Below are 15840 nucleotides of genomic sequence, written 5' to 3' on the forward strand. Positions count from 1 at the left end.
CATCGACGAGGACCCGTCTCACCTGTAGGCGTCCTCCTGCATCGAGGAGGGGCCGTCTCACGGTAGGCGGCCATTTCCCTTGTAGCCCGCCGTCTCACTTGTAGGCGGCCTCCTGGGCGGGGATGCCCCGGATCCGGCAGGGGCGTTCGGCACGGAGCAGGAAGCGGTGCAGCTCGGCCCGGACGCGCCGTACCGCGTCATCGGTGGCGTCGCGCATGTACAGCTCCAGGACGAACCGCTGCCCGTCGTGCTCGGTGTGCTCGTCGTCACCCGCGTACGTGCCGCGCCCGTGGTCACCCGCGTGCGTGCCCTGCCCATCGTCGCCGGCGCGCCCAGTCCGGCGGCCGGGGCACAGGCGGGTGGTCGCGGCCACGACTCCGGGCAGCCCCATGGCCAGGCGGCGTACAGACGGCAGCGACACCTTGACCCCGTCCACGACACAGGAATCCCCCATGCGGCCGGCGAAGTGGAGATAGCCATCCGTGTCGAGACGGAACAGATCCCCGGTAGCGACCTGCCCCGGAGCGGTATGGGGGTCGGGAGCGCGGCCGTCAGTGGCGATCTGCCCGGGAGCGGTACGGCGGTCGAAAGCGCGGCCCTCAGTGGCCACCTGCCCCGGAGCGGTACGGCCGTCGGTGGCGCCGACCCGCCGCACGAGCACGGTGTCGGAGGTGACCAGCAACTCCCCCACCCCATCGCGTACGTCACGCAGGGACACCCCGACGCCGGGCAGCGGGCGGCCGACCGAGCCGTGCCGGTGGGCGGGTTCGCGATGCGCGGCCAGGGTGCTGACCCGTGGTCCCGCCTCCGTCAGGCCGTACGTGATGTACACCTCCAGGTCGCTCCGCGCCCGCACCAGCGCGGTGACCTCCTCCGACGGCAGGGCGTCGCCGCCCACGGTGAGCATGCGCAGGTCCCGGGGCGGCTCGCCGGGCACCAGGTTCCGCAGGAGGAAGGGGGTCAGCGAGGAGCTCGTCACGCCGTGGCGGCGCACCGCGTCGAGGTAGCCCCGCGGGCTGAACGGCGGCCCGGTGACCACCAGGCGGGCGCCGGTGACCAGGCCCGCCAGCGCCTGGGCCACCAGGGCGTAGGAGAAGTTCAGCGGCAGCGTGACCAGCATCGTGTCGTCGGCCCGCAGCCCGACCGCCCCGGCGTGACGGGCGGCGTTCCGGAGCAGGGACGAGGCCCGGTGGAGGCAGCCGCTGAAGATGCCGGAAGTCCCGGAGGTCAGGATGATCACATGGCTGGGATCGTGGTACTGCCAGGGACCGGGGAGCGTGGCGAGGGCGGTACGGCCGAAGCGCCTGACCTCCGTACCGGGAACGGCCCTGCCGTACGGGGTGACCAGCAGACGGGCACCGAGACGGCGAGCGACCTCCACCAGGCGGCTCGCGGGCATGGCGGGCGGGACGGCGACGGGCACCGCCCCGCCGTGGAGCGCGCCGAACAGGTACCGCAGCAGCGCCGTCCCACTCGGGAGGGCGAGGACCACGACGTTCCCCAGCCCATCGGTCCCGAGCCGATCGGTCCCAAGGCGATCGGTCCCAAGGCGATCCGCCCCCAGACGATCCGCCCCCAGACGATCCGTTCCCAGCCGGCCGGTCAGCGCAGCGAACAGCTCGGCGATGGCCGCGACATGCGCTGACGAGCCAGGCCCAGCCCCGCCACCGCTGCCGCCGCTGTCAACGCCGCCGTCGACGTCGACGGCTCGCTCGGCAAGATAGGTCTCCACCTCGCTGAGCGACAGGCCCAGGTCCTCGGCGCTCATCGCGGACCTGGGATCCGGCCGTCCGCGCTCTGGTCATCGGGTGCCGGGGCCAAGAGGCGGGCGACGGCGGTGTGGTGGCCGTTGTTCGTGCTGTGCTCGGCGACGGCGACGTAGCGGCACTGGCCGGTCGCCAGCCAGCCGGCCGCGATCAGCGCCACGATGGGCCCCGCCCGCTCCGGCGGCATGCACACCAGCAGGCTGGGGCCGCGGAAGCCGAGCGTGATGCAGAGCAGACCGGCGAGCGAGCCGGGGTTCGCGCCGGCGAAGCGTAGCGGGGAGACGCGGCCCCGGGCGGCCGTGTCGGCGACCGAGCGCATGGTGTGGCGGCTGCCGTGGTCACTGACGGCCAGCGCGCCGATCTCGGCCGCCTGCCGACGCACCACCTCCGGCGCCCCGGCCAGCGCCGCCTCGACCGCGGACACCACGAGCCACGCCGCCGGATCGGCATAGAAGGAAGCGGTCCGGCGCCCAGCCGCCGCCAGGTCACCGGTCTCACGCAGCCCGTGAGCCACGGTGACCAGGCCGGGGCCATCCCCGTACGTGCCCCGCTTGCCGGGCGGCCGATCACCGTACATCCCGTACTCGCCGGGCGGGCGATCACCATACATCCCGTACTCGCCGGGCGGGCGATCACCGTACATGCCGCGCTCCCCGAGTGAAGGCCAGGCTCGTGATGAACCCGCCGAAGCCGAGCGTCAGGCTGAGCCCCGCTCCGGGCCGCAGCCCGCTCGGCCGACCGGCGGGGACCGGAAGGGGGAACCCCTCCAGCACCTCTTCCAGGCCCGCGACCGGCGGCACCGTGCCATAGTGCAGCGCCAGCACGACCGCGATGGCCTCCAGTACGCCGGTGGCGCCGAGGGTATGCCCCAGCGCCCCCTTGGTGGCGAACACCACCGGCGGCGCCGCGCACCCGGCGAACAGCCCGGTCAGGGCGGCCGACTCGGCGGCGTCGTTGACAGGGGTACCGGACCCGTGGGCGTTGATCACGGCGATGTCGTCCCGGGCGATCCCGGAGGCGGCCAAGCAGCGCCGTACGGAGAGGCCGACGCCGCTGCCGGTGGGGTCGGGCGCCGTCATGCCCGCTCCGTCGTTGGCCGCCCCCGTTCCGGCCAGCACCGCGTACGGCTCGGCGCCTCGGGCGCGGGCGGACTCCTCGCGTTCGAGCACGACGAATCCCGCGCCCTCCCCCAGCAGCGTCCCGTCGCCCCGGCGATCGAACGCGCGCAGCCGGGTGGGCGACATCGTGCCCAGTACGGTGTGCGCGAGCCGCTTGGCCGGGGTGACCACGTCGGCCGCGCCGCACACGCTCACCTCGGCGGCTCCCGACCGGACCACCTCGGCGCCGACCGCGATCGCGTCGGACCCGGACGAACAGGCCGTGCTGACGGCGACGGGCGGCAGCCGCAGCCCCACGGCGGCGGCGACGTCGGCCGCCCACTGGTACAGGTCCCCGTCCTCGTCATCCAGATGCGCCCCGAAACTGGTGCCCAGCACGGGGTACGGGTCCACCACCGCGCCAGGGACGGCCCCGGACGGCCCGCCGACGTCCAACGAGCGGGGCATGAGCCCAGACGACCCACCGACGTCCGAAGAACGGGGCACGAACCCGAGTGGCCTGCCGTCGTCCGAGGAGCGAGGTGCGAGCCCGGCGTCGGCGAGCGCGCGCGACAGTGTGCTCTCCGCCAGGGCCCGCTGCCGTGACGACGGCTTCAGCTCCGGTGACGGGTCGGGCAGGGTCGCGGCGAGCGGGTTGCGCAGCCGGTGCTCCGACGGCACCTCCCGGAACCCGTCGTCCCCGTCGAGCAGCCGCTCCCACACCCCGGCCAGGCTGTCGCCCAGGGCGGTTGACCAGGCCATCCCGGTGACCCAGACGTTCACCACAGCCGCCGCCCGAGCTGCTCGACCGTGACCCGGATGAGGGAGCCACGGAAGGCCGCCACCCGTTCGCCCTCCACGGTCGCCCGGCAGGAGAAGTGGAAGGTGTTGCCGATGATCCTGTCGCTGCGCACGTCGAAGATCACCTGGTCGCCGACCACCACGATGCGGTGGAAGCGGCTGTGCGCCGAGCCGATGAGCGTGAGCTCGTCGTCGGCCAGCTTCGACGTGCTCATCTGGTAGAGGATGATGCCCGACTGGGCGATGGCCTGGACCAGGTGGCTGCCGGGGTAGATGCCCCGCTCGGGGAAGTGCCCGGCTATGGCGTCCATGGTGCCGGACACCGACAGCATGCTGCGCAGGTACTCCCCTGGCACGTAGTCGAGCACCCGGTCGATGTAGATCATGGGGTGGCGGTGCCGCAGCCACTGCTTGATCTCCGTGAACCCCAGGGTCGACTCACCCGTCTCGGCCATCGGCCCTCTCTTCGCTCAGCTGGGCGCGCAGCGCGGCGCGTAAGGCAGCGGGCAGCGGCGCCGGACTGCCGTCGGCCGCGTTGACCAGGCACAGTACGAGCGTGCCCGAGGCGAGCAGCAGCCCGGCCCCGTCGTCCGGACGATCGGGCAGGCGGCGTACCGTGCCGGAGACCCGCCAGGAGGCCCCGCCCACATGGTCGACGTCGGCGCGTACCTCGATCCGGTCGGGGAAACGGGCGGCGGCTCCGTAGCGCATGCGTAGTTCGGTCACGGCCGGTTGCAGCTGGTGCTCGCTCAACAGGCGGGTGCCGACGCCCATCGCCTCCAGGTCCTCCAGCAGCGCGGTCTCGATGAGCGAGGCGTAGCGGGTGAAGTGGACCACCCCCGCGGCGTCGGTGTCCACGTGCTCGACCCGGCGGCGAAGCGGCCGCGGCCCACTCGCCGAGGCGCTCACCGGCCCGCTCACCGAGCCGCCGTACCGAGGAACGTCGCCGTCCCCCGCCGAATCGCGGCGACCAGCTCCTCCACCTCGGCTGGGCTGGTGACCAGGGGCGGCGCCACGCGCATGGTGGGGAAGACGTACGGCAGGCCGTGGGAGCGGCGCCCCGCCCCGGCCATGAACTCGATGTAGCAGCCCGCCCTGATGATGTGCGACCGCAGCTCGCGCAGCCGGTCCGCCGCGTCCTCCGTGAGCTCCAGCCCTTGCAGCAGCCCCGTACCCCGCAGCCCGCGATAGGTCTCGGGGAAGCGGTCGAGCACCTCCCGGCCGAGGAGCGCGGTCAGCCGCGCGCCGAGCTCGGCCGAGCGTTCGAGCAGCTTCTCCTCCTCGATCAGCCGCAGGCCGTCGTGGATCACCGCGCAGGTCAGCGGGCGCAGATCGGAGGTGGCCACGGCACCGGACGGCCGTACGGCCAGCGACCGCCTGGCGATCACCATCGAGGTGGACAGCACGCCCATGCCGAGGCTCTTGCCGATGACGGTGATATCGGTGGGAATCGGGCCGTCCTCGTCCGCCATGGCGAAGAACCGGCCGGTCTTGGCGAACGTGAGGACCTCGTCGGCCACCAGCAACGCCCCGTGCTCGGCGGCGAGCGCGGCCAGGGTCCGCAGGTAGCCGGGCGGGGGGACCAGCAGGCCCGCGTCACCCTGGACCGGCTCGACGACGACGGCCAGCAGCCGCTCTCCGTGGCGGTCGAAGAACTCGCGCAACGGCTCCGGGACACCGAACGGAAGGTGTTCCACCGCCAGCCCGTACGGGCCGTCGGCGGCCATCCCCGGGAGCCCGACGCGGAAGTGGCGCCGGTTGAGCAGCGGCGTGAGCGCGCCCGTCCATCCGTGCCACGCGCCCTGGAAGGCGAGCACGAGATCGCGGCGGCCCCGCTCCGGGTCGGGCCGCGTCCGTCGGTGGTCATATCTCGACTCCAGCACCAGCCGCAGGGCCAGTTCCATGCCTTCAGAGCCGGAGTTGCGGCCGGATGCGTGGTATTCGCCCGGTGGGAAGTGGTCGCACCACAACCCGCCGGGGCCGAGCGTCGCGGCGAGGAGGCGGGTGCGTTCGGCGACCTCGATCTCGTCCGTCGCGTACCCGAGATCCGTCGCCGCGCGCGTCAACGCGCGCAGCACGGACGGATGTCCGGCCCCGAGGCAGGCGCTGGCGTACCCACCGGAGGCGTCGATGACCTCGAACGGTTCCCCGGCGCCGCCGCGCTCGGCCAGCCGCAACCGCACGCCCCTGCCGCCGACCGAGACGAACGGAAGCCGGCCGCCACCGTAGTGATCCAGGTGCAGGCTGTGGGACGGCGACGCGGCGGTCAGGCCCGCCTGGCTCACGTCCCGCCACCCCGCAGACGCCGGATGAGCGCGGCAAGGGCGGCGATGGTACGGAAGTTCTCGGGTACGAAGTCCTCGTCGGAGACGCGGACGTCGAAGATGTCCTCACATTGCACGCGGAGTTCGGTGAATCCCAGAGAATCGAGCCCGTAGATGTCGCGCAGGCTCTCCTGGTCGCTGATTTCCTCGGCCGGCGTCTCGACGAACAATTCGGTCGCCAGAATCTTCTTTATGGTGCCCTCGATTTCCATTACACCTCCGGACAAAGCGCATGGTAAAGAGAACAGCACAGGACGTGGCAGCTTCGTCACGGAATAGCAGGTCGGCCGGGAAATCCCGGGGCCGTTGGCCGCCAACACCGCCCAGCATGAACCAACCGATGTTGTTCGTCAATTGCATCCGGCGTCACGGAGTTCACAGCAATTCCGCAGGGCGAAGTGGAAATGGGAATTACCCCGGCGAGCCGCCTTTCCGATCTACAGTGACGCATATGAACACGGGCACTGGACCGGGGGTGTTCACCTCCGACGGCTCACCGGTGGAGTTCTATGCCGCGATCGACGCCGCGGGCGAACCGGAGATCATTCAGCGGGGTGTGCCCGCGGGCGGGTCGATCCTCGAACTGGGCGCGGGCGCGGGCCGGGTGACGCACGCCCTTACAGCCCTCGGCTACGACGTGGTGGCCGTTGACGAGTCGGCCGAGATGCTGGCCAGGGTCGAGGGCGCGGAGCGGGTACACGCGCGGATCGAGGACCTCGCGCTCGAGCGGCGCTTCGACGCCGTGCTGCTGGCCTCGCTGCTCATTCACGTGCCGCTGGTCTCGACCAGGCGGCGCTTCCTCGACTGCTGCCGCCGCCACGTGCGTGACGACGGCGTGGTGGTGATCCAGTGGATTCCGCTGGACGTACGGGCCACCTGGTCAGTGGGGACGATCTTCGGGCGGTCCGGGTTCACCACCACGATCACGGAGTTCGCCCCGTCAGGGCGGGATCTGGTGAATCTCACCCTGAGGTACGAGACCGACGGCCGCCTCTGGACCCAGTCGATCGTCGAGCGGCCGCTCAGCGACGACCAGCTCACCACGGCTCTGGCCGAGTCCGGGCTGGTCGTGGACCGCTTCCTGACCCCCGACCGGACGTGGCTGGCCGCACGTCCCAGCTGAGCCGCCCGCCCCCGGCTGAGCCCCCGTCCTAGCTGTGGTACGCCCGCCCTAGCTGAGGTATTCGCGCAGCGCCAGAGCCCTCGACGGGTGGCGGAGCTTGGACATGGTCTTGGCCTCGATCTGCCGGATCCGCTCACGGGTCACGCCGTAGATCCTGCCGATCTCGTCGAGGGTCATCGGCTTGCCGTCGTTCAGGCCGTACCGCATGGAGATGACGCCCGCCTCACGCTCGGACAACTCGTCGAGCAGCGCCCGCAGTTGCTGTTGGAGCAGGGTGAACGAGACCGCGTCGGCCGGGGAGACGGCCTCGGTGTCCTCGATGAGGTCGCCGAACTCGCTGTCGCCCTCCTCGCCCAGCGGCGTGTGCAGGGAGATCGGCTCGCGGCCGTAGCCCTGCACCTCGGCGACCCGGTCGATGGGCAACTCGGTCTCGGCGGCGATCTCCTCGGGCGTGGGCTCGCGGCCGAGCTCGCCCGACAGCCGCCGCTGCGCCCGCGCCACCTTGTTGATCATCTCGACCATGTGGACCGGGATGCGGATCGTCCGCGCCTGGTCGGCCATCGCCCGGGTGATGGCCTGCTTGATCCACCACGTGGCGTAGGTGGAGAACTTGAACCCGAGCCGGTAGTCGAACTTCTCGATCGTACGGATCAGCCCGAGGTTGCCCTCCTGGATCAGGTCGAGGAAGAGCATGCCGCGGCCGGTGTAGCGCTTGGCGATCGACACCACCAGGCGCAGGTTGGCCTCCAGCATGCGTTCCTTGGCCCGCAGGCCGTCGCAGGCGATCCATTCGAGGTCGGCGCGGAGCTGACCGGGCAGATCGGGCTCCGTGCTGAGGCGCTCGGCGGCGAACAGTCCGGCCTCGATCCGCTTGGCGAGGTCGATCTCCTGCTCGGCGTTGAGCAGCGGCACCCGCCCGATCTCCTTCAGGTACGCCTTGACCGAGTCAGCGCCGGCGACGGGTGCGCCGTCGGCGATGCTTTCGTCTAGCTCGAGAACCTCTGCTGCTTGGGACAAGACACTCTCCTCGCTCGGGTCGTTCGACTGGCGAATATCGATCTCGGACCAAGAAGTCCCTCGGGGGCGAGGGAGCGGGAGACGCAGCGGGTCGTCGCCGACCACGCTGTCCGGCTGCTCCTGATGCGCGGGTCCGGCTGGACGACCGCGGCCCGGGGGGCGAAGATGGCCATCATCGGTTACTTCCCGCGCGCGGGTGATTCGGCACCTGTCCGTCGTAAGAGGTTCGCCGTAGCCGCGCGGGGCAGGGCGAGAGTGAACTCGCCGCCATACTCGTTAAGGCGACGAGACGCGTGTCCGGCCTCAGTCCCACCATCGTCTTCCACGCTACCCGCTGCCCGGCCATGCTCGGCGCCCGCCCGGCGACCGGTAAAAGCCGCCGGTAGAAAACGGCGCAGCGTGCGCTATTGCGGCAGGTTCCGTTCCGCGTTGAGCAGTTCGTCCAGCGCCCCGCGCAGATCGTCGGCGAGCTCCCACGCGTCGGGCACCATCTCCCGGTCGGTGACCACGCCGATGTCCAGGGAGCCGTCGTAGGAGAAGGCGGTGATGTTCACCCCGCCGCTCACGTCGGTGATCACCGAGACCGGGTAGTGGGTGAGCAGCCGGGCGCCGCACACGTACAGGGGGAACTGCGGGCCCGGTACGTTCGAGATGGCCACGTTGATGGGCGGCGCGGTCTGCCCGACCAGGCCGAACGCCGATCTGGACGCCAGCCCCATGAGGGCGGCGGGCATCGACTCGCTCAGCTCGCGCAGCCACCGAGCGGGCGCCAGCGAGAACCTGTCCTTGATCCGCTGCATGGCGAGCCGCACCTGCTGCAGCCGCGCCACGGGATCCTCGAGGTGGACGGCCAGCGGCGCGGTCATGAACGTCACCTGGTTGCCGCCCGTCCCCGCCTCCCGCAGCGAGAACGGCACCCCGGCGATCAGCGGCTGGCGCGGGACGCCGCCGTGCGCGGCCAGCCACCGGCGCAGCGCGCCCGCGCACACGGCCATCACCACGTCGTTCACCGTCACTCCGAACGCCTTGCGCACCTGCTTGATCTCCTCCAGCGGCAGCGAGACGAACGCGAAGCGCCGGTGCTCGGAGACCGGCCCGCTGAACGGCGTCTTGGGCGCGGGCAGCGACGGCAGTTCCGGAGCCTGCCCAGAACCGGCGACCCGGCGGGCCAGCCCCGACACCATCCGGCTGCCCGGCAGCGACGACACGACGGGGATCTCGTCCAGGTGCGGCATCGCCCGGGCGGCGAACCGTATCGCCTGCGCCGGATTGCCGGCCAGCCTGGCGAGCCCGCGCAGGACCATCTCGGCCGCTCCCGGCGGCTCCGAGTCGCGCTCGGGCGCGACCGCGGGCGCCGGCGCGGGTATGGGGCCCACGTCGAGGAGCGCGGCCAGTACGTCGGCGCCGCCGATGCCGTCCACGGCCGCGTGGTGGATCTTGGTGTAGAGCCCCATGCGGCCGCCGGACAGGCCGTGGATCAGGTAGATCTCCCACAGCGGCCGGCGGCGGTCCAGGCGGCGGGCGTGCAGCCGGGACACCTGGTCGGCCAGCTGCCGGTCGTCGCCGGGCGGCGGCAGCCCGATCTCCCGTACGTGATAGTCGAGGTCGAGGTCGTCCTCCTGCACCCAGTAGGGGTGGTCCAGCCCGAGGGGCACGAACGCGAGCTTGCGCCGCAACGCGGGCACGTACGGCAGGCGCCGTTCCAGCAGAGCCTGGAGGTCGGCGCGGTTGAGATCGCCGTCCAGGATGGCCAGGCCGGCGATGTTGGCGATGTTCGTCGCCGTCTCGAAATGGAGAAACTGGGCATCCAGGGCGGTCAGCTGCGGCATGGCTCATACCTCCGCCCCGAACAAATCAGACTCAGCCCATTACTTCAAGTGAGCGAGCCTCCACGTCCGGCTCGGCGAAGGCCAGCAGGGCCATCGCCTCCTCCTCCAGCGCCTCGGTCGGCACCGGGGTGAAGGGCGTGAGGAGCAGCCTGGCCTTCTTACCCGTACGCCTGATCTGCCAGGTCCCGGCCACGAAGCCGTCGACCAGGTAGGTGGCGCGGACGCGCAGGTTCTTGGTGACGACCTCGCCGCGATGCTCCTCGGCCAGCACACGGGTACGGTCGGCGTGGCCGAGCATCAGATTGTCGAAGTCGGGCAGGAACCTGACCGGCGCCGGCACGTCCCCCTCCGGCCTGGGTGCCTCGGGCAGGTCGAACAGCTCCCGGCCGCGCTCGTCCACCAGCACCTCCAGCCGGTCGCGCATGCCGTTCAGCACGGCCTTGAGCCCGCTCAGCCCCGACCACGTCTGCATGTCGGCGGCGGTGGCCGGCCCGAACGCGGCCAGGTATCGCTCGACGAACGTCCCGATGTCCGGCTCCGCGGCGAGCTCGATGCCCGGCAGGGCGAAGGCGGCCTCGCGCGGGAAGCTCCACCGGTCCTCGGTCGGCACCATGATCAACGGGACCATCATGCGCACCGCGTAGCCGAGCGCCCGGTCGTAGGCGCCCGGGAACTCCCTCTCCAGCCTCGGCCGCAGCTCGTTGAACGTGTGCGGCCCCTCGGCCAGCAACCGCTCCGCGGCTACCGCGACGGCGGCGAAGTCGACCTCCGGGAAACGGCGCGCCGCGGCGGTGAGCAGCGGCTGTAACAGGGGCCGGAACTCGGCGAAGTCCGCCGCGGTCACCATGTGCAGGGTGGCGCGCATCATGGTGGCGCGCACGAGCGTCCGCGCGCGCAGCGCCGCGTGCAGGTCGGCGCGGGCGAACCCGTCGAGCCGGGTCCACAGTCCCAGGTACGGCGGGCGCGGCTCCTGCGCCTGCAGCCCGGCCAGGCGGTGCACGACGGCGGCCACGCCGCCCTGGTGGCGGCGAAGAAGATGCTGCCGCGCCAAGGTGGCCCGGTTGAGCTCTCTCAGGGTGAGCATGAACACATCATGCCCTTTGCCACTAAATTTCCTGTCGCTAAATTCCCTGTTCAGTCCGTGCGCGCGACCTATCCCGCGCTGGACGACGGCCACGCCTATCTCGACGGCGCGGCGGGCACTCAGGTCCCGCAGTCGGTGATCGACGCCATCGTGAGCGCCTACCGTACGGGCATCGGCAACGCGGGCGGTGCCTTCGAGGCCAGCCACCGCGCCGACGAGATCGTGGCGGCCTGCCGCGCGGCCGTGGCCGACCTGGTCGGCGGCCTGCCGGACGGGGTGATCCTCGGACCGAACATGACCACGCTGACCTATCGCCTGGCCGGGGCGCTGGCCCTGGGCTGGGGTCCCGGTGACGAGGTGGTGGTCTCGCGGCTCGACCACGACGCCAACGTCCGGCCCTGGATACAGCTCGCCACGCGCGCCGGGGCGACGATCCGGTGGGCCGAGGTGGACCCGGCGACCGGGGAGCTGCCGGTGGAGCAGTACACGAACCTGATCGGCGAGCGCACCAGGCTGGTGGCGGTGACCGCCGCGAGCAACGTGCTGGGCACCCGCCCGGACGTGGCCGCGATCACCGCGCTCGCGCACGCGGCGGGGGCGCTGACCTACGTGGACGGCGTGCACGCCACCGCGCACGGCCCGGTGGACATCGCGGAGCTGGGCGCCGACTTCTACGCCACCAGCGCCTACAAGTGGTCGGGCCCGCACATCGGTGCGGTCATCGCCGATCCGGCGCTGCTGGAGACCATCAGGCCGGACAAGCTGGCCTCCTCCCCCGACACGGTTCCGGATCGTTTCGAGAGGGGTACATCCCCCTTCGCCGACCTGGCCGGTGTGACGGCCGCGGTGAACCACCTGGCCACCATGGTCCCCGGCACCGGGACGCGCAGGGAGCGGCTGCTCACCTCGCTGTCCGCGGCCGAGGCGTACGAGCAGGAGCTGTTCGGCGTGCTGATCGCGGGCCTGGAGGCGATGCCGCACGTCACGTTGTACGGCAAGCCCGCCAGGCGTTCGGCGACCGCCTACTTCACCGTCGCCGGGCGCACCCCTCGCGAGGTCGCGGAGGCGCTGGCCGCGCGCCGCGTGAACGTGTGGAACGGTCACAACTACGCCTGGGAGCTGACCGGCGCGCTGGGCATCCGCGACTCCGGCGGCGCGGTGCGGGTCGGGCTGGTGCACTACAACGACCATTCGGACGTCGACCGCCTGCTGAAGGCCGTGACCCGCCTGGAGGAGTGAGCACGTGACCCGCCTCCAGGAGTGAGCGCGGGGCTAAGATCGCCGGGTGAGCCTGCCCGCCGTACCGGGCCTGCCGACCACGCTCGTCGAGCCGGCCCGCGACCCCTATCACGTCTATCTCGACTCGCTGACCAGCCAAGAGTCGCGCCGCACGATGCGCGGCTGCCTCGACCGGCTGGCCCGCCTGCTCACCGGCGATGAGGCGGCCAGCGGCGCGGGCCAGCCGTGGCATCTGCTGCGTTACGAGCACACGGTACGCATTCGCACTCTGCTGACCGATCAGGGGTGGTCGGCGGCCTACGTCAACAAGCACCTGGTGGCGCTGCGCCGGGTGCTGAAGGAGGCGTGGCGGCTCGGGCAGAGCAGCGCGGAGGACTACGCGCGCGCCTCCGACCTGGCTCCGGTACGCCAGAGCCGCCTGCCCACCGGTCACCACGTGCCGCCGGAGGTCGTGGGGGCGGCCCTGTCGGCGTGCGACGACTCGCCTGCCGGGATCCGCGACGCGGCGCTGATCGCGGTGCTCTACTCCACCGGCTGCCGCCGCGCCGAGATCGGCGGGCTGTCGCTGTCCGACTACGACCCGGGCGCCCGCTCGCTCCGGGTCCGCGGCAAGCGCGACAAGGAGCGGATGGTCTACCTGACGACAGACGCGATCGGGCTGGTCGAGCGGTGGCTGGCGGTGCGGGGCGATGAGGCGGGCGCGTTGTTCAGCCCGATCAGCAGGATGGGCCGCGTACGGATGCGCGAGGGCCGCCCCGTCGGGCTGACCGGTCAGGGCATCGCCGACATCCTGGCCAGGCGGCTGGGCGAGGCGGGGGCGTCCCGGCGTACGGCGCACGACTTCCGGCGCACCTTCATCGGCGAGTTGCTGGACGCGGGCGTCGACCTGGCCACCGCCCAGGCGCTGGTCGGCCACTCGTCACCGGCGACCACGGCCCGCTACGACCGCCGCCCGGAGAAGACCCGCCGCGATGCCGTCGACCGGCTCCGCCTGCCCGCCGCGCGACCGCTCCGCTGAACCTTCGCGGTGGCGCGTGATCCGCTGTCCCTGCCCACCGTCCTGACCGGGCGGCAGGCAGGGGACGGCGCGATCAGGTGTTCATGTTGGACACCACGATGTAGCCGAAGACCATGCCGAGGATCATCGCCACACCCGCGGTGACCGCGGCCCACTTGCCCAGCGTCTCGCCGCGCGTGTGACCCGCGATGCCCAGCCCGATCCCGGCCAGGCCGAACAGAATAGGAATGAACAGCAGAGATATCGCCGCGCAGACGAACGCGATGATCGACAGCAACTGCCCGGCCGATTTCTGACCGGACTGCGCGTACGGCGCCTGCTCGTAGGGGGGCGGAGGCGGCGGCCCGGGGGGCGGCTGCTGCGCCCACTGGGCCTCACGACGGGACGGATCGTCGCCCGGGGGCGGATCCTGGGGGGAGGTCACGATCTGGGCTCCTCTCGAGAACACAACCAAGTCGGCGGCCCGTTCCTGACGTGAGGCCATCACACACCGTGTCGGTCGTCCTGTCGAGCGGATCAGGCTAGGACATCTGGTGATTCAGGTGATTTCGGCGGTGGTAAAGACATCGAGAGGTAGCGGCCGGGAGTGCACCACGTCCAGCCGGGAGACCGCGCGGGTCAGCGCGACGTACAGGCGGTTGAGGCCGCGTGCCTCAGCCTCGACGATGGCCGCGGGCTCGGCCAGCACGACGTGGTCGTACTCCAAGCCCTTGGCCATCGAGGCGGGCACCACGCTGAGCCGCTCGCCGATGTCGAGGCCGCCGTTCCACAGGGCGTCGGTGAGCGGGCCTGCGTCGGCGTCGGCCGCGATCACACCGATCGACCCCTCGAAGGCCAGCGCCTCACGCGCGGCCGCGACGACCCCTTTCTCCAGCTCGGTCACCTCGGTGACGAGCAGCCTGCCGTCGGTGCGGTACGACGTGGTGGCGGGCACGTCCACGTCGAGCGCCGCCAGCAGCCGGTTGGCCGGGCCGACCACCACCGCGGGCACCCGGAACCCCGTCGTCAGCGCGACGATCCCGGCCTCCGGCTTGCCGAGCAGTTCCAGGTGCCGCGGCCAGGACGCGGCCGCCCATGGCGTGGTGCCCTGAGCCAGGTCGCCGAGCACGGTGATCGAGCCGTGCTCGCTGCGCCTGGCCACCGCCCTGCACTGCATCGGCGACAGGTCCTGCGCCTCGTCCACGATGACGTGGCCGTAGCCGCGCGGCCGTTCCAGCAACCCGGCGATCTCGTCGAGCAGCACCAGGTCGGCCGCTGACCACTTGGCGCTCTTGTACCCGCGCGGCGGCCGGGCCCAGGTGATGGCCGCCCGCTCGTCGGCCGTCAGGATCGGGGCGGCCGGGCCCGGGTCGCTCAGCAGCGCGCACAGGAGCTCCTCAGGGCGTACGGCCGGCCAGATCTCGTCCAGGAACGGCGTGAGCGCCTTGCCGATCTTGCGCGTCCAGACGGCGTTGCCCGTGTGACCGCGCGACTCGGCCTGGCGTCGCATCAGCTCGGTGATCCGGGCGCGCACCCGTTCACGCCCGATCGCGTACGGCATGGCCTCGCGCCGTGTGTCGTCGACGATGCGGCGCAACTCGTCCGCGCCGACCCGCCACCGGTAGGAGCCGTCGGCGACGGAGACGGGCTCGACCGGCTTGCCGATGCGCCCGTACAGGGCCTCGCGCAGGACCTCGGCCATCCGCGCGTCGTGCTTGACCAGCGCGGCGACCGGGCTGTCCGTGGCCGTGACCGCGACCCTGCCCAGCAGCCGCTCCAGCGTGGTCTGCTCGACGTCGACCTCGCCCAGCGCGGGCAGCACCGCCGAGATGTAGCCGAGGAAGGCCCGGTTGGGGCCCAGCACCAGCACCCCCGAGCGCTCCAGCCGCTGCCGGTGCGCGTACAGCAGGAACGCCGCCCGGTGCAGCCCGACGGCCGTCTTGCCGGTGCCAGGCGCGCCCTGCACGCAGATCGACTCCTCCAGCCCGGCACGGACCAGGTCGTCCTGCTCGGGCTGGATGGTGGCGACGATGTCGCGCATCGGGCCGACGCGCGGCCGTTCGATCTCGGCGGCCAGGATCCGGCTCTCGGTCTCCTCGCCTTGGGCGAGCCGTTCGTCCTCGAAAGACGTCAGCGTGGTGCCGGCCCAGCCGAATCGGCGGCGTACCTCGACGCCCAGCGGGTCGCGGGCGCTGGCCCGGTAGAACGCCCGCGAGACGGGCGCCCGCCAGTCGATGACGACCGGCGGGCCGCCGTGCTCGCCGGTGATGTGCCGCCTGCCGATGTGGTAGCCGCGCCCCCGGTGTTCGACGGAATCGCCGCCGAAGTCGAGCCGCCCGAAGAACGGCGGGCCCTCCGGCTCCTCGCTCAGCTCCTTGGCCAGGCTCTTGAGGTGGCGGCCGAGCCGTTCGGCGCTGTAGCGGTCGCCCGCCACGCTCTCGCCGACGATCACGTTGTCCCGTGCCGCGTCGAGCATCCTGCGCAGCCCGGCTCCGCACTGTTCGACGTATCGCCTCTCCTCGTCGAGCGTGGACATCCCACCTCCATGGTTAACTCGGTTAAT

General features: G+C 71.9%; 14 protein-coding genes and 1 pseudogene. 3 read left to right on the forward strand and 12 right to left on the reverse strand.

From position 1 onward, the window contains the following. Window positions 1–94: 94 nt before the first annotated feature. Genes AB0L53_RS16485 through AB0L53_RS16515 form a run of 7 tightly spaced genes read right to left on the reverse strand, consistent with a single transcriptional unit; the run spans window position 95 to window position 6200 of the window. A complete protein-coding gene (locus tag AB0L53_RS16485) occupies window positions 95–1768 on the reverse strand; it encodes an AMP-binding protein (RefSeq protein WP_363993909.1) in 1674 nt (557 codons plus the stop codon). Continuing rightward, window positions 1765–2409 (reverse strand): hypothetical protein, encoded by a 645-nt coding sequence (locus AB0L53_RS16490; protein ID WP_363993912.1) that lies wholly within the window; start codon window positions 2407–2409, stop codon window positions 1765–1767. Before AB0L53_RS16490 ends, AB0L53_RS16485 begins: the two co-directional genes overlap by 4 nt. Next, on the reverse strand, window positions 2399–3646 hold the full coding sequence (locus AB0L53_RS16495) for a beta-ketoacyl-[acyl-carrier-protein] synthase family protein (protein ID WP_363993915.1): 1248 nt from the start codon (window positions 3644–3646) through the stop codon (window positions 2399–2401). Before AB0L53_RS16495 ends, AB0L53_RS16490 begins: the two co-directional genes overlap by 11 nt. Then, window positions 3643–4119: a hypothetical protein gene (locus tag AB0L53_RS16500; protein ID WP_363993918.1), complete on the reverse strand. Its 477-nt coding sequence runs from the start codon at window positions 4117–4119 to the stop codon at window positions 3643–3645. Before AB0L53_RS16500 ends, AB0L53_RS16495 begins: the two co-directional genes overlap by 4 nt. Continuing rightward, window positions 4103–4585, reverse strand: coding sequence for an acyl-CoA thioesterase (locus tag AB0L53_RS16505; RefSeq protein WP_363993921.1), 483 nt, complete (start codon window positions 4583–4585; stop codon window positions 4103–4105). The genes AB0L53_RS16500 and AB0L53_RS16505 overlap by 17 nt, the downstream gene beginning before the upstream one ends. Continuing rightward, window positions 4582–5949, reverse strand: coding sequence for an aminotransferase class III-fold pyridoxal phosphate-dependent enzyme (locus AB0L53_RS16510; RefSeq protein WP_363993924.1), 1368 nt, complete (start codon window positions 5947–5949; stop codon window positions 4582–4584). The genes AB0L53_RS16505 and AB0L53_RS16510 overlap by 4 nt, the downstream gene beginning before the upstream one ends. Continuing rightward, window positions 5946–6200: an acyl carrier protein gene (locus AB0L53_RS16515; protein WP_363993927.1), complete on the reverse strand. Its 255-nt coding sequence runs from the start codon at window positions 6198–6200 to the stop codon at window positions 5946–5948. Before AB0L53_RS16515 ends, AB0L53_RS16510 begins: the two co-directional genes overlap by 4 nt. 239 nt (window positions 6201–6439) lie before the next feature. Here AB0L53_RS16515 and AB0L53_RS16520 point away from each other — a divergent pair, with 239 nt between their 5' ends. After that, window positions 6440–7111 (forward strand): class I SAM-dependent methyltransferase, encoded by a 672-nt coding sequence (locus tag AB0L53_RS16520; RefSeq protein ID WP_363993930.1) that lies wholly within the window; start codon window positions 6440–6442, stop codon window positions 7109–7111. A 48-nt stretch (window positions 7112–7159) separates the two neighbouring features. On the opposite strand, the pseudogene AB0L53_RS16525 reads toward AB0L53_RS16520, so the two are convergent. The 3 genes and pseudogenes from AB0L53_RS16525 to AB0L53_RS16535 form a co-directional block, all read right to left on the reverse strand. Beyond that, window positions 7160–8068 (reverse strand): annotated as a pseudogene (locus tag AB0L53_RS16525) (RNA polymerase sigma factor); the annotation flags it as partial. Window positions 8069–8532: 464 nt separating this feature from the next. Then, on the reverse strand, window positions 8533–9957 hold the full coding sequence (locus AB0L53_RS16530; protein WP_363993933.1) for a wax ester/triacylglycerol synthase family O-acyltransferase: 1425 nt from the start codon (window positions 9955–9957) through the stop codon (window positions 8533–8535). A gap of 31 nt (window positions 9958–9988) precedes the next feature. After that, complete coding sequence (locus AB0L53_RS16535; protein ID WP_363993936.1) at window positions 9989–11041, reverse strand: winged helix DNA-binding domain-containing protein; 1053 nt, start codon at window positions 11039–11041, stop codon at window positions 9989–9991. Window positions 11042–11050: 9 nt separating this feature from the next. On the opposite strand from AB0L53_RS16535, the gene AB0L53_RS16540 reads away from it, so the two are divergent. Both AB0L53_RS16540 and AB0L53_RS16545 read left to right on the forward strand, forming a co-directional pair. Beyond that, a complete protein-coding gene (locus AB0L53_RS16540) occupies window positions 11051–12280 on the forward strand; it encodes a cysteine desulfurase-like protein (RefSeq protein ID WP_363993939.1) in 1230 nt (409 codons plus the stop codon). A 46-nt stretch (window positions 12281–12326) separates the two neighbouring features. After that, complete coding sequence (locus AB0L53_RS16545) at window positions 12327–13298, forward strand: tyrosine-type recombinase/integrase (protein ID WP_363993942.1); 972 nt, start codon at window positions 12327–12329, stop codon at window positions 13296–13298. A 73-nt stretch (window positions 13299–13371) separates the two neighbouring features. Here AB0L53_RS16545 and AB0L53_RS16550 read toward each other — a convergent pair whose 3' ends face one another. Then, window positions 13372–13722, reverse strand: coding sequence for a hypothetical protein (locus AB0L53_RS16550; protein ID WP_358443046.1), 351 nt, complete (start codon window positions 13720–13722; stop codon window positions 13372–13374). 114 nt (window positions 13723–13836) lie between these two features. Further along, a complete protein-coding gene (locus AB0L53_RS16555) occupies window positions 13837–15813 on the reverse strand; it encodes an AAA family ATPase (RefSeq protein ID WP_363993945.1) in 1977 nt (658 codons plus the stop codon). Window positions 15814–15840: the final 27 nt, after the last annotated feature.

Origin of the sequence: Nonomuraea sp. NPDC052129, assembly GCF_040680095.1 — a bacterium.
Taxonomy (GTDB): Bacteria; Actinomycetota; Actinomycetes; order Streptosporangiales; family Streptosporangiaceae; genus Nonomuraea.